Origin of the sequence: Actinophytocola xinjiangensis (assembly GCF_001921215.1) — a bacterium.
Taxonomy (GTDB): Bacteria; Actinomycetota; Actinomycetes; order Mycobacteriales; family Pseudonocardiaceae; genus Actinophytocola; species Actinophytocola xinjiangensis.
The window spans coordinates 146880-166863 of the sequence record NZ_MSIF01000007.1; the positions used below are offsets into that span (position 1 = coordinate 146880).

The following is a 19984-nucleotide window of genomic DNA, read 5'->3' on the forward strand; positions in this document are numbered from 1 at the left end:
ACTCCAACGACTCCGCCAGACCACGAGAGATCCCCTCCCGACCAGCTAAGATCAACATCCTGCGCACGATGAGCATCCCACCCACCGGACCAAGATCACATGCCATGACCGCCTGAACTCACCCGTCCCGCGACCGTGACATGGTCTGGATCAGTCCTCAGGCACGTCGATCAAGTCGTCGAGGTCGGGCTGGCTGACCTCGACGACAGCGGCTTTGGCAGCCACGCGCAGAGCTTCCGCGACGGACCTGACCCCGCCCGCGCAGAAGAGCAACCGCGCGGCATCGGCCGAGGCCACCGAGGTCGCTTCACGAAGGCCCTCTTTGGCGAGGCGCAGGTAAACTTCCCGGTCGACCGGGCGCCCCAGGTGCCGGGCGACCGGAACCAGGCCCTTGACGATGCCCAGCGAAAGCTGCCAGGGCAGAACCTGGGCGAGATCCCCGAGATCGGCTTCGGAGTGCACGTGGAGGGCGATGTCGACAACCGCGCCGATGACGTCGGCGATACGTTGCGCGGCGTGGGCGACCGGCCCCGGCTCCCGGGTACCGTCCTGTGGTCGCATGTGGAGCGTCAACGCCTGCTCGATGGCGGCCATGGGCTGACCGACAGACCACATCTTGCAGGCAAGGGCCCGACGCACCCTACCGATCCGTGCTCCGCTCTTGGTGCGCGGTCCGAGCAGCGCCGCCACCACCGCGGGAGCGCAGTCCTGCCTGCGGAGCTGCCTGGCGAAGCTGTCGTACTCGGCTTGCCAGTTGACGGAAGCCCGGGAGAATCGCGCGTCGTCGACCTCGGTGACCAGCTGCGCGATGCCGATGAGCGTCATCCGGGTCAACTCGGTGTCCGCGACCGCGGTCAACACCTCGACCACCGTATGAGCGGAAGGGATGTGCAGACCACTGCGGACCACGGTCTCGCCCAGCGGTGTGACCTGGAAACCGTTCCCCGCTTCGATCAGAAAGCCGCCGTCCCGCAGTGAAGTCACCGCGGCCTGGACGGCGTCGAGCGGGAACAGGGTGGACAGGCGGCTTTGGAACGCGCCGAACGTCCACGCGAGATAGTCCGCTGCCGAGTCCGCACCACTCGGTTTGTCGCCGAAACCCCTGAGGACCGTGAGCACGAGGCTCTCCAGGTCGATGTCCGGGGCAAGCAGGGCCGAAGAGGCGATTTCGGGGCGCGCGTTGATGTAGTCCCGCCAGATCCGCTCGGTCTCGACGTCACCGTTGGACAGCACAATCGCTCGCCCTGGCCTGCTACGACCGGCGCGACCTGCCATGTTCTTGTACTCCGACACCGTGTACGCCCTGCCAGGGTTGCCCGGGTGCTCCAGCTCCCACAACACGACCGTGTCCGCGGACAGGTTCACACCTTGGGCGAGAGTGGTCGTGGCGACCACGACCTGGATCTCCCCCGCCGGGTCGCGGAAATCCTCGACAATCGTCCGCTGCTCGATCTCTCGCAGGTCGCTGTTGTGGAAAGCGACACCCCTCGTGAGGCAGTCGCGCAGTACCTCCCCCACCCGGGACAGGTCGTCCTGAGGCAGTGAGCCGAGCACAGACGCAGCGGGCGGCAGACCGAGGCGGTTGGCGAGCCTGCGGGCGAGAACCCGGGCGGCAAAGCGGGTGGCCCGGAATACCAGCACCCGCTCACCCTTTTCCAACGCCTCGGCGACCACCCGTTCGGCGGCTTCGGCGGCGTCCGCGCAGGCGGCGACCAGTTGATGCTCGTTGTCCGCGAGCTCGGGTCGGTCCGCGCCGTGCGACCGGTACCGGTAGCTGCCATCGAGGCCGAGGACACCCTCCGAGAGTACGACTGTACGGTCGGTGAACAGGACGAGTTCCGCCCCGAGCCAACCCGCCAGTTTTTCCGGGTCCCCCAGGACTGCCGAGAGCCCGACGAGTTGTGGAGTGGGCAGGCCCTGGTTGGAGTCCCGGCGCAACCGGGTGAGCAGGAGCTCGAGCCGAGGGCCCCTGTCAGGCAGCATCATGGTCTGGATCTCGTCGACGACCAGCGTCCTGACGCGTTCCACCAGGTTCGGGTGCGCGACCAGTAGGCCGATGAAGGTCTCGTAGGTCACCACGCCGATCTGGTAGGCACCGGTGAGCAGGTCACCCACCTGGTCACGAAGACCACCGGTGGCGCGGACAACACGCAGACCCAACGTTTCGTACGCCCTGAACCGCTCGTACTGTTCGTCGACCAGGGCCCGGCTCGGTAGCAAGAACACCGCCTTGCCGCCGTTGGCGGCTGCGAACACCGCGGCGAGCTCGCCCACCAGGGTCTTGCCGCTCGCGGTCGGCGCGCAGACGAGAACGTCGCAGCCACGCAGCAGGCCACCGCGGTTGATCGCGTCGACCTGCAAGGCGTTGAGTTTGGAGACTCGCTCCCGCCACATCTCGGCCACCTGCTCGGGGATACCGTGCGCGACCAGCGACATGAAGTCCTTGTTGACTGGAGGGGGCTGCTGATGGTCGCCAACCTCCGCGTACCGGGGACCGGGAACCAACGCGGGGAAGCTGATCTGGGACAACGCACCTTCGAAGGTGGGCCGCTGCCTGCGGCGTCTGGCGCCGGACTCCTCCGAGGTCACCTGGTCCAGCACGTGGGTTACCAGACGGGGCAGGGAGACCTGCCCCTCTTTGTTGAGGACAGCGTGCCCTCCCATCAGTCCCTGGAGGAGGTGGTGCGTCAGGAGCCCGTGGCCGTACTGCCCGGACTCGAACGCCTGCTCGTCCGACGCGGAGGCGCCGAGGAACACCCGGCCCTCACCGTTGAGCGACTGGAGGACCTTCCATACGTCCTCATCCGCCCGAGCAGTGACACCGTCGTCCGGTGCATAGAACGCGCGCGAGATCATGCTTCCGGAGAAGCAGCAGTCGAGTACGACGACCAGCAGCCGCGCCCGGATGCCCTTGACCAGATCGACGAACCGGCTGAGCGGCAGCGCGGTCTCGGCGAAGGCCAAGTGGTCAGCGTCGTGCGTGGCCAGCTCGCGGGACCGGGTGCCATGGCCGGAGAAGGTGACCACCACGACGTCGTCGGGGCCACTGGCCTGGGCGAGACGGACGAGTTCGGCGGTCAGTCCGGACAGGGTCGCGGTGTCGTCCTGGAGGAGCACGAGATCGCCACGCAGATTGTCCGAGAAGAGGGCGTGCAGCACGCGCGCGTCGCGGCCCGCGTACTTCAGCTGCTGGAACGTCGGGTCACGGTACCGGTCGATCCCGACGAAGAGCCCACGGAAGACTCCGGTCATCGCCTCACCCACCCCTGCCATGGATCCGTCGCCGAGATCGTCTTGAGTAGGTAGTCGATGTCGTCCCTGGTCAACGCCTCCACGGGATAGTGGTCCCTGGTATTCGGGGCCAGGAACATCGGGATCTCCTCGACCGAGCAGCCGGGCAGAACCACAGGCAGGACGTAATCGCTCCAGTCGGGGTAGTTCGCCTGCAGGTTCCTGATCACGGCCAACTCGCTGCGGAGCCCTGCACGGCCATAGCCTTCGTGCTCGCCGTCGCCGACCTCCCGGCACGCGGGCGACGCGATGACGATGACGAAGTCGGCCCTCTTGATCTCGTGCAGCGCCCAGTGGTCCCAGTCCTTCCTTCGCCCTACATGATCCTGGTCGACGACCGGGTCCAAACCATGTTTCCGCAGGAGTTCGACGAAATCCCGGACCTGTTTCTTGTGCGCGTCGTCCTCGTGCGCATAACAGATGAACACGCGAGGTGAAGCCGAGGGAAGCCCCAATCCAGGCCCCACTCGATCGGCGACATCAACTACTGATGATACATCCACGGTCAGCGAGATGCTGAACTCAGCTGATCTCGAGACTGGGAGAAGGTCGTGCTCCGGAGCGAGCTCCGGAGAGAAACGTGTAGTTGCCCTGAATTCCTGCTCGGCTCGCCCAACGGGCGCGAGAACCACGATCCACGCCGAGTAGGAGCCCGGCCGGACCACGGTTCCTCGGGGAGCCACGTGCAACCACCTGACCACATCGCCGGAGGCGCCGTAGGCGTGGACGGCACTCTCGGTCGGTTCGATGTGGATCAAACCCGCGCTGCTGCCGACCGGGACGAACTCGAGCTTGTCACTGAGCACGTACGACGACGCGCTTTGGGGTTCCGCAGAACCTCTCGGAATCGCTGCGACGACCGAGGAATCGCGGTCAAGCAAAGAAAATCCGATCTCAAACCAGCGCACCGGCGGGGAGTCCGGATCGAGACACAGGTCGTAGTTGATCTTGATCAGATGTGCGGCCCGACCCGCGAACGCGCCGTCGACCGGCGGGACCGGATGCACCTGCCAGCGCTTGAGGCGCACGGCGCCCGCGACGACCTCGTCCGGCCCGGCGTCGATCCGCCGTCCGCCGGTGTCCACAAGGGTCAATGCGATGTCGACCCCGTCCTCCAAGGGCATGCCCGCTCCTTTCGTTTCGACGTGGCCGACAGGTTAGACACACCCGTCGACAGTCCCGAAACCAGACCCGACGGTGTCTTGTTTTTGTCCACAAATTGACGCGTGCGGCACCCACGGGCGTTTGACCGGCGTTCATTGGCTGTGATTTGATCCTTCGATCACCAAACACAGCGAGCGCATCGCATCCGCTGTTCCCCGCCGCGCGGAAACCACGTCCCCGCGCATTGGCCACCACTATCGAAAGCTTGTACACGTGATAGAAACAGTTGCGGAAAACATCGATCAGGACCGTGGAAACGACTGGCGGCGCGACCAGGCCGTCACCGCGTGCTGCCTGGCCGCTGCCGCGCTGGGCGATCCTGCTCTAGCCGGCGAGGTCAAAGGCCGGAGGCTGATGAGCTGCCTCGGCGTGCTCGCGGCCACACACGTCGTCGGTGAGGCCCCCTCGATGGCGCGTTTCCGGGCCGGACTGCGCGAACCGCTGAGAAACCTGCTGCCAGAAGACGTGCACACCACCGGACTGGCAGACCTGGTGTTGCTCGACGCGGAGGGCCACCTCACCGACGAGGCCGAGGACCTGTGCCGGGAGTTCCGGATCCCCTCTGCCGCCCTTGACGAGCACTGGCCCTGGGACCGGGTGACCGTCGAACAGAAGGAGCGGCAGGTACACGAACTGCTGCGCCGACTCCCGGCCGCGGAATACACGAGGTTGCGCGCGTACCTCATCGAGTGGCCGGTCGGAGACCTCCGCACGCTCCGACGGGACTGGGCGACGATGCTGCCGCAGTTCTACGAGCCGGTCATCGACTGGCCGGGGCGACAGGTGAACGGCTTCTTCTTCGCCTGTCCGGAATGTGGATGGCCGATGCGCGCGCTCGACACGGGCCGTCTGACCGAGATCCGCTGCGAGGCGCATTCCCGCCACGGCGTGACGTACTCCTGCGTAACCGATTCCCGCGGTGACACACCCCCTCATCTGCACCGTGTAGGCAGGAAGGCGAAAGCTGTCGAGGGCCGCCCCGCGACCAAGGAGGCGCTGGCCGTGTCCCGTGTCGTCTGGCGGTACGTGACCTTGCCCGGCCTCATGGAGATCGAACTGCGTGACCACGCCGTCAAGTTGGGGGCGGACGTGGAGATGTGGCCGCACCAGGACCGGTACGACCTGCGGATCGCACTCAACGGGCAGGTGTGGCGGTTGGACGCCAAAGCGTGGGCGTCGCCGATGGCACTCGGTGAAGCGCTGAGTGGCACCACTCCCGCCGCGCCGAGGTTGATCGTCGTCGTACCGGACCACCAGCGATCGAGTCTGACCTTGTTGCGCACCATGCTCAAGGACTCCGGGTACCAGGTCGACACGATCCGGGGCGTCAAGAAGCAGCTGAACGTGGCAGCGACGGTGACGGCGTGAGCGGCACTCCCAGCAAACTCGCGTTCCACATCGCGTGCGCACTGGCCGAGGAGTTCTTCGGGTTCCCCGACCCCGACGGCCGGACTGAGGTGCCACTCGAGTCAGCGGCGCTGGTGGCCGCCGGGCGGATCGACCTGTGGCGGGACTGGGCCAAGCAGCCAAAGGAGACGCGACGGTTGGTGGGCAGGTTCCTGCGGGTCCGACCCAACGAGATCGGCTCACACCGCCGGTTCAGGGACATGGCCCAGACACTGCGCTCGGATCCTGACAGCTCCTACGAACTCCCGGCGGACGTCCCCGACAGCGAGGTCAGGTCAGTCGTGGCTCGACACGGACAGCACCCGCTGGACCTCGCGGCCCGCCTGATGGAGGAAGCCGAGAAGAAGTACCTGGAGGGCAGGCGGCCACTACCCGGCGCGGGCCCCGGACGCTGGGGTTTCGGTTGGCGGAGGGAGTCCGTCGTGGAGCTTCCTGTGACGGTGAAGGACGCGGTCATTGACCCCATCGTGCTCAACACCACCCCCGCGGTAGAGGACGTGACTGTCACCCGCGACGCGTTGGAGGGACTGGTCAAGGAGATCTCCCGCAATACGGGCAAACCTCCATGGCGGCTCGGTGTCCTCGCCAAGCTGTTCGACGGGCTGCGGAGCGACGAGGACGTCCCCGTGCGGAAACTCCTTCTCAAGGCGGGCGGTATCCGCTTGCTCAACGCGCCAACCGGGGTCGGCAAGTCCGTTCTCATCGGCCTCCTCGCGATTCACCTCGCCCGGGCCGGCGTCCCGGTCGGGATCGTCGCCGGCCGAGTGGACGGGGCCACGAAGACCACCGAGGAGATCAACGAAGATCTGGAGGCACTGGGCGTCGCGCTCCGCTGCGCCACGCTGGTCTCACCGCGTCGACTCGCCGAGAAGGCTGCCCAGGCGGCCGACGACGGGCAGTGGAATCGGTTCGACACCTTCGGGTACGGCTGCTCCCTCGCCGCGTCGGTGGTCGACGGGCCCCAGCCTGTGCCCAAGGACGAGCCCTGCACCATACTGCGATCGCTGGTGGAGCCCGTCGACCACAAGCGCAGGCCTGCCCTGAGACACGCATGCCCACATCTGGGGGTGTGCGACCGACACCGGGGGCTGCGCGCCGGGGCCGCGGCCGACATCGTGGTCACCAACCACCACAACCTCATGCACGGGACCATCCCGGTGCCGGTACTCATCGACGGCACCGTACTGAACCGCGTGTCGGTGCAGGAGTTCCTGTTGCGCAAGTGCGCCGTGCTGCTGATCGACGAGGTGGACCACATGCAGAGCGGCATGTTCGACGCCGGGGCCAGACAGCTCATGCTCGCGGCCAGTGGGACGGCGATCGACCTGCCGCTGGTCCATTTGGACGCCGAAAGGATCAGGCTGCTGCCCGCGGAGGACCGGGACGTCGTGCCACCGCTCACGCGAACCCGGTTCCTGGCCGACCAGTTCCTCAACTACGTACTGGAAGGCGAAATGTGGTTGAAGGATGCTCGTCCGCAGGCCAATGGCAAGCGCAGGCTCGCCGACGAGAGAGGCGACTCGGGGTGGCACCTCCCAGGTTCTCGCGACGCGCTGGTGCTCAAGCACTTGTTCGGGATCGACGATGCTCGGGCCGAGCCGGCACCCGAGACGGTGTACGAACAGTTCAACGCGCTCTTCCCGGACAGCCGAGGCGCCCAGGCCCCACTGCTGCCCGAGTGGCTGCGCGGGATAGCCGACCAACTGACCCTGGCCGTCAGCAACGACTCCGCCCAGGATCAGATCCGAGAGATCCGGCACCGGCTCCACGGCCTCGTGGCCGAGCAGGTCGAGCACGAGGACGACCGCCGCGAGGTGGTCAACGTGCTGCTCGTGCGTACCTGGCTGGGTGCCCTGCACCAGGCATTGACCAGGCTCACCTACGCGGTCGCCGCACCAGGCGCCGAGATGCCCGCCGCTCGGGTCCTCGCCGAGCAGTTGGGGACAGTGGCTCAGCACCAGGCGATTCCGTACGGCCCGCTCGGCTACCTGCTGTTTGGATTCCGGGTGGACCGGGTCGACGACCCCCAGCCCGGCGGGACGCTGTCCGTGCAGGCCCTCGGGGGCGACCCCCACACCACCATCGCCCAGTTGGGTGGCACGGTCGCGCTGGCCGCGGCGGGTGTGGAGAGGGTGGTGCTGGGGCTGTCCGCGACCGTCTACTTCCCTGGCGCGGCCCGTGAGCACGTCCGCGCGGACATCACCTACTCGATGACCGACGCCGACCGAGGCGCCTTCACCACGCTCGCCGGGGAGGCTCAGGACGAACATTCGCAGACGACCATCCGCATCGGCGGTCTATCGGAGTCCGGGAAGACGCCGGCCATCCGCGATCTCGGCGCACGGCTGTGGGACCAGCATCTCGACGCTCACCTGTGCTATCTCGCGGCCAACGACAAAGATCGCGAGCTCTGCATGCTGGTCGGCAACTCCTACCGTCACGCCGCCCTGCTCGCCGCCGGGATCGTGAGCCGGTGCGCCGACCCGGGCTGGGTGGCCGTTGTCGTCCCCCGCTCCGGCCCGCCACCGTTGACCGTGCTGCCGGAGAAAGTCGTCACCCTGACCATTGACGAGCTCGAGTCATTGCCACGCAAGCACAAGAACGTCAAGGTCTGTATCGCTCCGCTGAGCCTGGTCGCACGTGGACTGAACATCCTCGTGCCCGACGATCAGCGTTCCGCGCTGGCCTCGGTGTGGGTTTGTGTGCGTCCGCCGACCGGTATCACCGAGTCCGCCGAACTGTTCGCCAGCGTCAACGCGTACGCGCTCGGTTCGGACGAGGCGTCCGTCGACCCGGTGGGGATGTGGACCATGCAGCGCACGCGCGCATTCCGCCGGCTGTTCCACATCCTCACCAGCGATCCACGGTTCAGCAGGCTCAGCAGGGAGCTCAAAGCCGAGGCTGTCGCCGGGATGCTCGTCGACATGATCCAGCTCGCGGGCCGGGCCCGTCGCGGCGGCACTTCGGTCGAGTTGTACCTGGTGGACGGGGCTTTCCACGATCCGAAGCACGGCACCGACATCCCTGGCCTGCTGCGCTACTACATCGCGAGCCTCTCGCCTTCCCAGCGACGCGGTCTGGAGCGCGTCTACGGAACGACCCTCACGTCCTGGTTGGACTTCGCCGGCATCGACAAGGAGATCTGATGACTACCGCCAACAAGGAACTGGCGCTGCTAGCGTACCCGCTGACCAGCGTGCTGCACGGCTCCGCCCACCTCCACTGGCTGCCCGACGGAACCGGGCGCGCGTGGGAGCGGATGCGGAGCCGTTTCCGGGAACGGGTACACCACAACGTGAATCTTCCGTACTCGGGCCTGGCCACCGCGTTGCGCGCCTACAGCGGCGCCAGCGTGAACCTGTTCCCCACCAGCAGGAGTCTGGCACCGAAGTTGCTGATTTCCAGTAGACGTCTGGATCCCCGTGACCTCCATGACGCCGTCGTACTCTGGGAACAAGCGTTGGACGGCGTGCGGGACAGCGACATCGACTTCGGGTACTCCAGTGACCTGGCCGATCTCGTCGTCGACAGCGTGGTCGAGGAAGTGGCGTTGGCTGACCGGATACGTTTCCACGGCGACCAGCCGGACGCGCCGAACTGGGTGTACGACGCCGCGACCTGGGAAGCGGCCCGCCTGCTGTCGAAAGCGGTCTGGCGAGTCGACGGCAGAGACGTGCGCCTTCGAGCCGACACCGATGGGAACCTTCTGGTGTGGGAGCGTGACACCCTGTGGTCATCGCCGTGGAAGGACGGCGTCGTCAACTACGCGGCGCTCCGGATCCGGCTGCAGATGAAGACGATGCCGGGCGTGCGGACACCGATTCTCGTGCTCGACCCCGGTGTGTCCCGGTTGAGTTGGGAACTGCGGGGCGCACGCAGTGCCTGGCTGGCCCCACGACACGAAGACGACCCGTTGCTCTGCCTCGCGGTCGAGCGCGGGCAGAACAGTATCGAGAAGACGAGCATGACCGCGTTGTCGGTCGCGCACCGGCTTCGCGGAGAGCGCCTTCTCGGTCAAGGAGAACTCGCCCTGTCAGGGCCACCCGATCGGTTGCGGGCGCTGGTGCGCAAGTCCATGCGGTTTCCCATCGGCCGCGGAGTGGGCATGTACACCGTGCGCGAGCTGGCCCACCATGCCGCCGGTGTGCTCGGGGAGTCGAATGTGAGCGCCAGCAGGGTAAGTCACCTGTTCTCGAGGCAAGCGCACCGGAAGGTCGACAAAGGCCGTGACGTCGACCTGCTCGATGAGGGCGGTCTCCCTTCGGTCATCAAGGCGTCCGGCGCGGAGCGACTGCGTCTGCTCGTCCTCTACAGCACCCAAGGCACCCGCACGCGGGTGCAGCGGTTGCTCGCCTACCACTTCTCCCGTGGCGACCTCGCCGACGGTATCCCCGAGGACACCCTTGTCGGGGTGCACTCCCACGTGGAGGTCGTGTTCCACCACGCCTCAGAGTTCCTTGCCCACGGGGACCGCCAGACGCGAGGAGGGATGCCCGATCTGGTGATGCACGAGGCGCCGGACGGCACGCGGGTGCTGGCCCTGTGCGAGACCGAGTACGACGGCAAGAAGCGAGATGACGACGCGAAGCCGGACGTCAGCCGCATGCTCGCCGGGCATGGTGTCCTTGCCCAGTTCCTGGTGACAGCGCCACAGGTGGAGGACCCGGCCAAGGACCACGCGGGCCACAGCGCCCTGGCCGACCTCTTCCGGTTGGCGGGCCTCGTCCATCCCAGGCTGACGGAGGCGCTCTCGTTCAAGCGACCCGATGTCGACAAGGCGATCACGTATGTCGGTTTGCACGTGCGCGCCCAACGCGGGGAGATGTGGCGAAGCGGTACGCCGAAACTGAGCTGGGCACTGGTCGCCATGATCCCCGATGGCAACCACTGGCGGACTCTCGCGTACCAGGCCGACGAGCAGTCGAAGACCGGCCTCGAGACCGGCTGGCACGACTACTCCACCGTGAACGCCGCGTTCCGCGCGACCCGGTTGTCCGAGGGGAAGCGTCAGGACACGGCCCTGGTCGAGGCCATCGACACCGCGCTTGGCGCCCTGCGTTCGCATCTCGCCCCAGGCATGGGCTACGTGCTGATGGCGTCCGGGGACAGTTCCAGATCACTGTGGCCATTGTTGGCCAACAAGAACCTCGACCGCGAACCGGACGCGGCGGGCCGGGTCGACGGCCGTCCGGCTCTGCCCGGCTGGACTCTCGAACCGTGCCACCGCCCTCTCGCGGTGGTCCGGGTAACGTCGGGAACCCGCGACCTACCCCGCCCGGTCGAGGTGCGCGACGTGGCCGGACACACAACAACCAGCACGACCAGCGCCCTGTTCCGGCTCAACGGATCCACGAGCACCTGGATCCTGTCCAACATCCCCCGCCAGTGGAGCGGGGAGAAACGGACCAGGCGCCTGGGTGCTCAGCACAGCCGATGGTCGGCGGACACGCAGACCGGCCGACACACCTGGTATGCGCACACCACCACCGAGATCCTGGTTATCGGCGCGGAGACCGACCCGGAACGGCATGCTGTCGCCGCGGCCCGACTGTGCCACCACGCAGTCTCCTGGGACGGGAGGACCAGATATCCCGCTCCTGTGCATCTGGCTGCCCTGATGGACCGCGATCACCCCCAGTACCGCCGTACGGTCGACTGGGACGACGAGACCGACTACGAGGAAAGCGAACGCCAGTGACACCACGGTCGAGGAAGGACCGACTATCCTGTTCCCGTTCTTGGCGGTCGAGTGCCGGGCTGGGCTCTGATCGTTCAGCTGGACGGGCTCGAGACGGTTCGCCTCGCCCTCCGGATTCACCACGACGATGCGGGTTTCGCCGCGACGTCAGAATTCTTCGGACCGGATCACGGCCTCGCCGAGCGTCAGAGGGTTTAGGTCCACCTGGTGTTCGTCAGCTTCGGACCACCACCGTTCCGCCGTCCGACGGTCGCCTCGGCGCGCGGCGATGTTGCCGAGACCGGTGCATGCCCTGGCGTGTTCGTAGTCACTCTCTTCAGCGAGCCCGGCGATTTCGGCGGCTCGCTGGTAGAAGTCGGCCGCGTTGTTCAGCCGTCCGGCGCGGAAGTGGATCCACGCGACGCAGTTGACGGACATGAGGACATCCAACGGCAGCTGCGCCAGCGAACGTGCCTGCTCGGCGTGAACGAGTGCCTCGTCGAACCTGTCCAGCGCGGTCAAGGCGATGGCAATGCCGCGTAACGCGATGACCACGTTGCGGATACGCTCGTCGCGGCGGTAGACGGCCAGCGCGGTGGTCAGATCCCGCACCGCCGACTCCGGGTCTCCCTGGTACAGCACCGCCCAGGCCCGGCTCGACAACGCGTCGATGCGGCCGCGCTCGTCGCCCGCCAGAGCGAAGCGTGCCTGTGCCTGCTCGTGGTAGGCGGCAGCACCTGCCACGTCGCTCAGCTCGAGATGAGCCATACCGAGGTTGTTGAGGATCATGCCCGTGGCCTTGAGGTCACCGCTCGTCTCCGCGGCGGCGAGCGCCGCTCGGTGGGTCCGGACCCACGCGTCGAAATGCTTGTCCCGGTAGAAGAAGGCACGCATGACGTATGCGAGCTGCCAGCAGGCCCGATGCAGCCTTCGCGAGGCCGCGACCTCGACGATCTCCACCACGACCGGCCACTCGGCACGCAGCCAGGCCAGGGCGGCCTGAGGTCCGTCGAAGGGACGCTCGCCGGACGTACCGGTACCGGCCGGCCGGTACCGGTACGGTTCGATCAGTTCGTCAGCGGCTGTCACGCGCGCCAGCACATGCTCCACGAGCCGTTCCGCCGCCGCGTCCTGATCATCGCTGTCGATGTCGGACAGTGCGTGCCTTGCGGAGAACGCGCGCACGAGGTCATGCAGCTCCACGTGGCCATCGGGGTCCCTGTTCAGGAGGTTGGCGTCGTGGAGGCGATCGACCCTTCGGTCCGCCTCCGCACGTCCCACACCTGCGAGCGCGTGGACCGACGCGATCTCCGCCCGGTTGCCTGGGTGCAGCGCCAGCAGACCGAACATCCGGCGTTCCGGCTCCGGCATGGTGCGGTAGGACAGCGCGAACGCCGCGGCCACGCTCTGCGCGCCGTCCTCGAGGGCGAGAAGCCGGCCCGCCTCGTCCGACAGCCGGTCGCGGAAGTCCGTCGCACTCCAGCCGCCGTGGACGAACCGCGCGGCCGCGATCCGCACCGCGAGCGGCAGCCTGCCGCACTGGTTCACTATCGCCCGCACCACGTCCTCGTCCCGGGGAGTGTGCTCGGCGGCCACCGCGCCGAACAGACACACTGCGTCCGGTTCGTCGAGCAGCCCTACCAGAAGGTGCCATGCCTCGTCGAGTGTTGGCAGCCGCCTGCGGCTGGTGACGATCGTCCGGCACCCCTCGGCGTCCGGGATCAGCCGGTCGAGCTGGCGGACATCACGTACGTTGTCGAGGACGAAGAGTGTCCGGGTGTCGCGGAGGCAGTCCTGCAGCAGGTTCGCCCGGCCGTCGACATCCGGTGGGATCCGGTCGCCAGGTACCTCCATGAGGACGAGCATCCGGTACATCACCTCGGACGAGGTGAGCGCGGTGGTCTCCGGCGTGTGCCCGTGGAGGTCGAAGAACAGGCAACCGTCAGGGAAGTACTCCGCGACCTCGTGGGCGACGCGTACCGCAAGACCGGTCTTTCCCACTCCGGCCATGCCGTGCAGCACCAGGACCGGGCTGGTGGTGCCGAGAAGTTTGCTGGAAAGCAGGCGCAGCTCGTCCTGCCTGCCGACGAACTTGCCCGTCCCCTTCGGCAGCCCGACGAGCGGCCGGGAGCTGCGGGGGGTCGACGCGTCAGCGAGCGCGACCAGTTCACCCTTGGCCTCGAAAAAAGTGTCGCATGTCTCCGCAAGTTTCCGGTTGACGCGGACCTTCCCGTTTTCCACCTTGCTCAGGTACCCCTTGGTGAAATGAATGGCCTTCTCCATTGCCGTGAGCGACATACCTCTGGACAAACGGAGGCGCTTCAGCTCGGCACCGAACTCGTTCATGTCGTGACGTGTCCCGTCTCAGCGGAATTGTTCCGGTCGGCGGGGTCGCCGCCGACCGGAACAGCGGATCAGCCGATCAGCATACCCAGGATACCGAGCAGGATGAGGTGTGTGTGCACTTTCGGCCCTCTCTTTCAGGAATCAACGCCTGGCACATATCGATGCTCCACGTGGACCGGCACCACCGGAATAGGTTTCCTGTTGACCAAAGAACACAACACGGAAAACACTCGCCGACCAGGACTGTTTCCTTCGACAGGAAACCCCCGGAACAGCGTGTCTGCACTTCCCTGGAACCTCTCGGCTGCGTAGACTCCGACTTCGACGTCAGAGTCGAAGGGGAGGCGCCGGACGTGCACCCGGAATCCGCCGCACTGGTCGACGATCTCAAGATGCTGCGGAGAGGCCGTGGTGTCCAGGAGCCGAGGATGTCGGCAAGAATCGGGTTCTCCCTGCGAGAGGCGTGCGGTGTGCTCCCGTCCGACCTCCCTGGGATCGCAAACGAGAAGGTGGTCCGCAGGCTTGGTGAGGTGGTCGAACGGCTGCCGCCCGCACAACGCGACATCGCACGTGCCACCTTTGGTTTCGACGGTCCGGCGGACGCGAAATACATCGCCCGGCTCGCGACGCACAGCAAGGTCATCGAGCGGGACGTCCGCACCACGCAGCGGAGGGCGGATGAAGTCGTCGACCGTATCGCCGAACTACTCAGCGTGGACAGGCCCGCGCCGGTACGTCGGGAGGAACCGCCCTGGCACACCGTGTCGTTGTCGGTCCAGCTCGTGCTCGGTCAGCCCGAGATCGAGGTATTCGAGACCCGGCGCATCCGCAGCCACCAGTTCGGCCTGGCCGAGATCGACCATTCCATGACGGTGAACCCGGTCGACGGAGTGCATCCAATGGTGCTGCCGGAGCACGGCATCGACGTCGTCAGCGGCGGCGAGGTCCAGTCGACCACGCGGATCGCGAGGAACCGGGTCGCGTTCCGGCTCCGGCCACCCCGGGTGCTGGACACCGACGACGAGCACGAGTTCACACTGCGAATGCGCCTCGAACGCATGTCTCCCTTCTACGTCTGCACTCCGGTCTACCCGTGCGCCCATTTCGACCTCCAGGCGCGGTTCAGGCGCGGGCGACCGCCCGTGCGCGTGTGGCGGATCGACGGCGAGTTCTCCATGGAGGCCGATGACCCGACACCCGCCCGCCCACTGCTCGAACTGGACAGCACGAACGAGGTCCACACCGCGTTCGACGACCTGGAGCCCGCCAAGTCCTACGGCATCGGCTGGCTCCCCGCCGTGGGCTGACGGCTCAGCTCGTCGGCGTCGCGGAGGGGCCCGTCGCGCCGAGTACGTCGGCGCGGTCGAGCTGGGGATCCGCTCCGGGAATCCGTCCAGCCGCGTCACCGAGCGTCACGAACACGGAGTCGCAACCCGCCTCGTGGATGAGGTGCGAGCCTCGTCCCTTCGTACGGGTGTGCCACTCCGCTTTCCCGTGTCGTCAGAGTCCGATGATCGCGGCGACGGCGAGTTCCCTGGTCGGCTCGTCAACCTCGGGCACGACGAACTGACGGTGACGAATGTGACTGACCAGATCCGGGTCGGGCGGAACGTTGTGTTCGCGCAGGTAGTGGACCACCGAACCTGGCCACACCCAGACACCGTCCGTGCGGAAGTTCAGCGGCACCGCCGGCTCCCGGTCCGGAGCGAACGCGTCGACGTCATAGCTCCGCGCCGCCAGCACCACGGGCGCGTTGCCGAGGTAGTCAAGGATCCGATCACGCTCAGCCGCCAGCAGAACCGGCCGGTTGACCAGTGGCCTGCCGTCCGGCGCGAGTCCGTCGTACACCCTCGGCTGCCGCATCCCGTACTCGTCAGCCGACTGTGCCGTCCCGGTGACCCGTGCCCGCAACCACTCCGGAACGAACCGGTCGTCACGAGGAAAGAACCGCAACTCGTCCGCGAACCCGACCGGCGGCGGCACCCGACGCCACCGCGGCTCCACGTCGATCACGAACTCCGTCGCGGGCGGCCCGGCCGGCGTGAACACGAGAACGGCGGCCAGCCACGTACCACGGCCCGGCTGGTACATCGCGGTCCGCAACGTGCCGAGCAGCTGCACCACCACGGGATCCGGACGCGCCGGACGGGGAACGCCGTCCGGTCCGGTGAGCTGGACATCGACCTCGATGTGCCGCCCAGCGGCCCGGTACTCCACCCTCAGCTGGCGCCAACCAATCGGCGCCCCGGCGAGGGCGGCCTGGCCGATCTGGCCGATCAGCCGCTGCCACCGCGGGTCGAGGAATCCGGGTCCGGTCATTCGGATCCCGGCTCGCCGACGGAAATCCAGTCACCGAGCAGCAGGTGCTCCGGAATGTATTCCGACCGCACGTCGATCCGCAGACCTGCTTGCTTCGCAAGAACCGCGACCCCGAGCGGCGCGAGGGCTATGAAACCGTCCGGGTCGTCCGCGTTGTCCCGCGTCGACCAGTAAGCCCGGTGAAGATCGAGAGCACTGGCCAGCGAAGCATTGAAGCCCGCTTCGTCACGGTCCAGAACCCGGTACATCATCTCGATCGGCGGATACAGCAGGCGCAACACGATCGACTCCGAAGAGATTCGGATCCGTTCCGGCGCGGTGCCCTCGATGGCCGACACGAAGGACTGCTGCACGTCTTCGTTCCGGAAGTACCGTTGCAGCGCGTCGACCCAGGAGTACATGAAGTCGTCGTACTCCGGGCCGGCCACACGAAGCACGTTGTCGACAGAAACCGTGGCCAGTCGCTGAATACGTTCCTCGTTGCGACACACGACCGCGAGCCAGAGTGCCGTCAGCCAATTGTCGACATCGTGATGAATATCAGGCGTCGATTCTTGCACTGTGATCTTTCGACCACCAAGATCCACGCCGTACCCATCGGACAATGGCTCGACAGCGACAAATTTCGCCAAGCTGGCCGCTGATGCCAGTTCGACATACCGCTGCGTCTCACTCTCGGCCACCGTAGGATCGTCAACGGTGCGAAACTTGGCGATCATCAACGAGTCCCGCTGGATCCCATGCAGGTCGCGCGAGTCGACATTCTCCTCAACAAGACTCTCGTCCAGATCTTCCGTGTATTCACCACACCTCACCCGGGAGAACTCAACGTCAATATCATGTCGAGAAATCGTTCGCATCACATATCCCTTGGTCAACCAATCATACTCACGACCTACATTTTCACAGGCCGATACCCAACACCATCGTACACATCAACGCCGCCTTCGTTTCGAACACGTGCTCGCGCTTCCCAGTAGTTCACCCGACTCCCCTTTGCAGCCTTCTCAAGGTCACGACCGAGAGCACGCACCTCTGGGTCAGCACTGTTCCTCATGTGTTGAACGGTGTCGTCATAGTAGTCCCTGCGACACTGCTTCACCACAGTGCCGTTCGGAAGCTCGCGCTGCGCGTGCGAACCACTGGGAGCCTTGGCCTCCACCACCTCGTAGGTCGTTATTTCTGGCGGACCAGGACTCTTGACCTCCCAAACCTGATCGAACTGATAGCGCTTGTCCTTCTTCTTGTCTTGACCATCTGAACTGCTACCGTTGTCGTCAGCGGATCCGGATCCGCCGTCACCAGCCGGATCCTCCTTCGGAAAGCGTCTCTCCGCCGTACCGACGACCTCGTTCTTATCCGTGTCGAAGATTTCCAGCCTGCCATCGCCGCGATCCCGGATCTCGATATTGTCCGATCCGCCGAACTGCCGGTGCAGCTCATGGCGAAGCCCGTGATCGGCAGCGATCTCACCCAGTGCGTCACCCCTGGTGGTGACGACGGCGTGCTCCCTACGCCATTCGTCGGATTTCTCCGGATGGCTGTCGCGCTCGGTGATGGCGGCGCGTCGCTCCTCGATGGCACGATCAACTCGTTCTCTGCTCTCCGCGTCCCAGCGCTCCGTGGAAGGCCGCTCCGGAACCGAGTCGTCCGCTGTTGGTCGGGAATCCTGCGGTCCATCGCCGCTCTCGGACTCCCCGCGACTCGAGTCGGTGCTGTCCGACCTGGAGCTCGTCCCGCGCTCCTGCTCGTCCAACACTCGTCGCCGCGTGTCATCGAAGTCCGGTGGCTCAGCCTTGATCTCCTCCTTGACATAGAGGTTTCCGTCCCTGTCGCGACCCAGAATGGGCGCGGGCACGTCCGAGTCCCTCACTCTCGTGGCCTCACTGTGCCGCTGAACGACAGGTTCCGTGCTGTCAAAGCCACGCCAGTGTTCCTGGTAGAACTCCTTGGCCTTGCGGTACTCGTCCGGGCGTGTTCTCGGCGCGTCCGGATCATTCAGCACCTCGAGATGCCGCTCAACCTCCCGGCGTACACGTTCACGCTCGGAGGCGTCCTCGTCACCACGGGCACGACTGCTGTCCGCGTCGACGTCGTGTTTGGCGGAGTCGGGGGTGTCGGGAGTGAAGGCGTCGTCGCCGGTGCGGGTGTGGGTGCCGTCGGGGCTGTGGGTGGACCACTCGCCGTTCGGCGGGATTCGGGGTTGTGTTCTGCCGTCCGGGCCGATGTCGTAGTCGGAGGAGAACACGCGGCCGTTGGAGTCGGTCCAGGCCGGCTTGCTCGGTGCCAGGACCTCGGTGTCCAGATCACGCGAGAGCCGGCGGGCGAAGTCGTTCGAGCCGGCGTCGCAACCGATCAGACGGATCGGGCGGCCGTCGTAGTCGCCGTTGCGGCGCAGGACCTCGGCGAACTCCTCCGGTGTGTAGTCCCGCCCGCCGATCCTGGCGTTTCCCTCGGGCGTGACATGCACGTCCACGGTGTAGCGGCCGTCGGGATCCGGCTGCACCCGGTGCGGCAGGTCACCCATCTCCGGGTCGCCACGGTGGTAGGAGCTACCGGCCGGAGTCTGGTCCGCGTGGCGCTGGTTCACCTGGTCGGGGGGTAACGGATCCCGATCCGGTGGCGAGTCCGGCTGATCCGGGTCACGAGGAGGAGTGGTCGAGGCGGGATGGCCGTCGGAGGTGTGCTGGTTGGGGCCGGTGTGCGGCGGCGAGCCGTTCGGGCTGTACGGGCCGTTCGGGCTGGGCGCCGGGCCACGCGGTGCCGGGGCATGCGGTGCCGAAGCGCGCGGTGCGGCGGGCAGTCCAGGAGGCCGTCCGGGGGTGTGTGGAGTGGGTGCGGGGCCGCCCGGGGTTCCGGTCCAGCCGGCGGTCGGGCCACCGCCCCGACCCGGGCCGCCACCCGACGGACCGCCACCCGACGGACCGCCGCCTGGACTGGCGGGCATGCCGCCCATCGGTGCGCCACCGGACGGTGCGCCGCCGGACGGTGCGCCACCGGACGCGGGCGATCCTGGTGCGTCGGCGCCTCGTGGGGTGGGCAGGGGCGTGCTCGGTGCCGGGCCGGCGGGGGCCATTGTCGAGCCCGAGGTGGTTGTGCCCGGGACGGCGGTGTCCGGGGACCTCGGCGGCCCATCGGGCGACGGCGCCGGACCGCCGGGCGCAGGCGGCGCGCCACCGGAAGGCGAACCGGGGCCTGGGCCCGGCGCGTTGGGTGAACCACCGTCCGGAGCGTGGGGACTCGAAGCGGGCAGGTGCGGCGCGTATGGGGCCGGTCCGCCCGGTGAACCGGGCGCCGTACCGTGCGACGCCGTGCCGGCGGGCGCATGGCCACCGGGGGCACCGCCATCCGGAGTATCCGTACCCGGAGCGGATCCAGCCGGACCATGGGGCGTGGTGCCACCCGGTGAACCTCCACCTGGAGTACCGCCGTCCGGCACGTGGGTACCCGCAGCCGGACCGTGCGCCACCGGACCACCGCCCGACGAACCCGGCGCCCCACCATGCGGTGCGGAGCCGGCCGCCGCATGGCCACCGGAGGCACCGCCAACCGGAGTATCCGTACCCGGAGCGGATCCAGCCGGACCATGGGGCGTGGTGCCACCCGGTGAACCTCCACCTGGAGTACCGCCGTCCGGCACGTGGGTACCCGCAGCCGGACCGTGCGCCACCGGACCACCACCCGACGAACCCGGCACCCCACCACCAGGCGAACCTCTCGCCGGAACACCACCCTCCGGCACATGAGCACCCCCAGCCGGACCATGCGGCGTCGGACTGC

The 19984-nt window shown here is 67.1% G+C and carries 10 protein-coding genes; 4 read left to right on the forward strand and 6 right to left on the reverse strand.

The window, feature by feature from the left end:
• Positions 1 to 150 precede the first annotated feature (150 nt).
• Both BLA60_RS16910 and BLA60_RS16915 read right to left on the reverse strand, forming a co-directional pair.
• Positions 151 to 3252 carry a DEAD/DEAH box helicase gene (locus BLA60_RS16910; RefSeq protein ID WP_075134011.1) on the reverse strand — a complete coding sequence of 1034 codons (3102 nt, stop codon included), beginning with the start codon at positions 3250 to 3252 and terminating at the stop codon, positions 151 to 153.
• Positions 3249 to 4415, reverse strand: coding sequence for a toll/interleukin-1 receptor domain-containing protein (locus tag BLA60_RS16915; protein ID WP_075133852.1), 1167 nt, complete (start codon positions 4413 to 4415; stop codon positions 3249 to 3251). The genes BLA60_RS16910 and BLA60_RS16915 overlap by 4 nt, the downstream gene beginning before the upstream one ends.
• Before the next feature lie 253 nt (positions 4416 to 4668).
• Between BLA60_RS16915 and BLA60_RS16920 the strand changes: the two genes are divergently transcribed.
• The 3 genes from BLA60_RS16920 to BLA60_RS16930 all read left to right on the forward strand — a co-directional run bounded on the left by BLA60_RS16920 (position 4669) and on the right by BLA60_RS16930 (position 11560).
• Positions 4669 to 5823, forward strand: coding sequence for a restriction endonuclease-related protein (locus tag BLA60_RS16920; protein WP_245812020.1), 1155 nt, complete (start codon positions 4669 to 4671; stop codon positions 5821 to 5823).
• A gap of 179 nt (positions 5824 to 6002) precedes the next feature.
• Positions 6003 to 9008: an ATP-dependent DNA helicase gene (locus BLA60_RS16925; RefSeq protein ID WP_245812021.1), complete on the forward strand. Its 3006-nt coding sequence runs from the start codon at positions 6003 to 6005 to the stop codon at positions 9006 to 9008.
• On the forward strand, positions 9008 to 11560 hold the full coding sequence (locus BLA60_RS16930; RefSeq protein ID WP_075133853.1) for an RNaseH domain-containing protein: 2553 nt from the start codon (positions 9008 to 9010) through the stop codon (positions 11558 to 11560). The genes BLA60_RS16925 and BLA60_RS16930 overlap by 1 nt, the downstream gene beginning before the upstream one ends.
• 147 nt (positions 11561 to 11707) lie before the next feature.
• Here BLA60_RS16930 and BLA60_RS16935 read toward each other — a convergent pair whose 3' ends face one another.
• Positions 11708 to 13885 (reverse strand): helix-turn-helix domain-containing protein, encoded by a 2178-nt coding sequence (locus BLA60_RS16935; RefSeq protein WP_075133854.1) that lies wholly within the window; start codon positions 13883 to 13885, stop codon positions 11708 to 11710.
• A 530-nt stretch (positions 13886 to 14415) separates the two neighbouring features.
• On the opposite strand from BLA60_RS16935, the gene BLA60_RS16940 reads away from it, so the two are divergent.
• Positions 14416 to 15192, forward strand: coding sequence for a hypothetical protein (locus BLA60_RS16940; protein ID WP_075133855.1), 777 nt, complete (start codon positions 14416 to 14418; stop codon positions 15190 to 15192).
• A gap of 193 nt (positions 15193 to 15385) precedes the next feature.
• Here BLA60_RS16940 and BLA60_RS16945 read toward each other — a convergent pair whose 3' ends face one another.
• From BLA60_RS16945 to BLA60_RS16955, 3 genes are read right to left on the reverse strand one after another with little or no spacing between them, the layout of a single operon-like run.
• Entirely contained in the window at positions 15386 to 16204 is an 819-nt protein-coding gene (locus BLA60_RS16945; RefSeq protein ID WP_075133856.1) for a ferredoxin, read from the reverse strand.
• Positions 16201 to 17082: an immunity 49 family protein gene (locus tag BLA60_RS16950; protein ID WP_154814408.1), complete on the reverse strand. Its 882-nt coding sequence runs from the start codon at positions 17080 to 17082 to the stop codon at positions 16201 to 16203. Before BLA60_RS16950 ends, BLA60_RS16945 begins: the two co-directional genes overlap by 4 nt.
• A gap of 17 nt (positions 17083 to 17099) precedes the next feature.
• Positions 17100 to 18794, reverse strand: coding sequence for a hypothetical protein (locus BLA60_RS16955; protein WP_075133858.1), 1695 nt, complete (start codon positions 18792 to 18794; stop codon positions 17100 to 17102).
• Positions 18795 to 19984: the final 1190 nt, after the last annotated feature.

Coding starts and splice junctions, on each gene's coding strand:
- BLA60_RS16910 (WP_075134011.1), bottom strand. CDS start 3,252: ATGACCGGAGTCTTCCGTGGGCTCTTCGTCGGGATCGACCGGTACCGT.
- BLA60_RS16945 (WP_075133856.1), bottom strand. CDS start 16,204: ATGACCGGACCCGGATTCCTCGACCCGCGGTGGCAGCGGCTGATCGGC.
- BLA60_RS16930 (WP_075133853.1), top strand. CDS start 9,008: ATGACTACCGCCAACAAGGAACTGGCGCTGCTAGCGTACCCGCTGACC.
- BLA60_RS16915 (WP_075133852.1), bottom strand. CDS start 4,415: ATGCCCTTGGAGGACGGGGTCGACATCGCATTGACCCTTGTGGACACC.
- BLA60_RS16935 (WP_075133854.1), bottom strand. CDS start 13,885: ATGAACGAGTTCGGTGCCGAGCTGAAGCGCCTCCGTTTGTCCAGAGGT.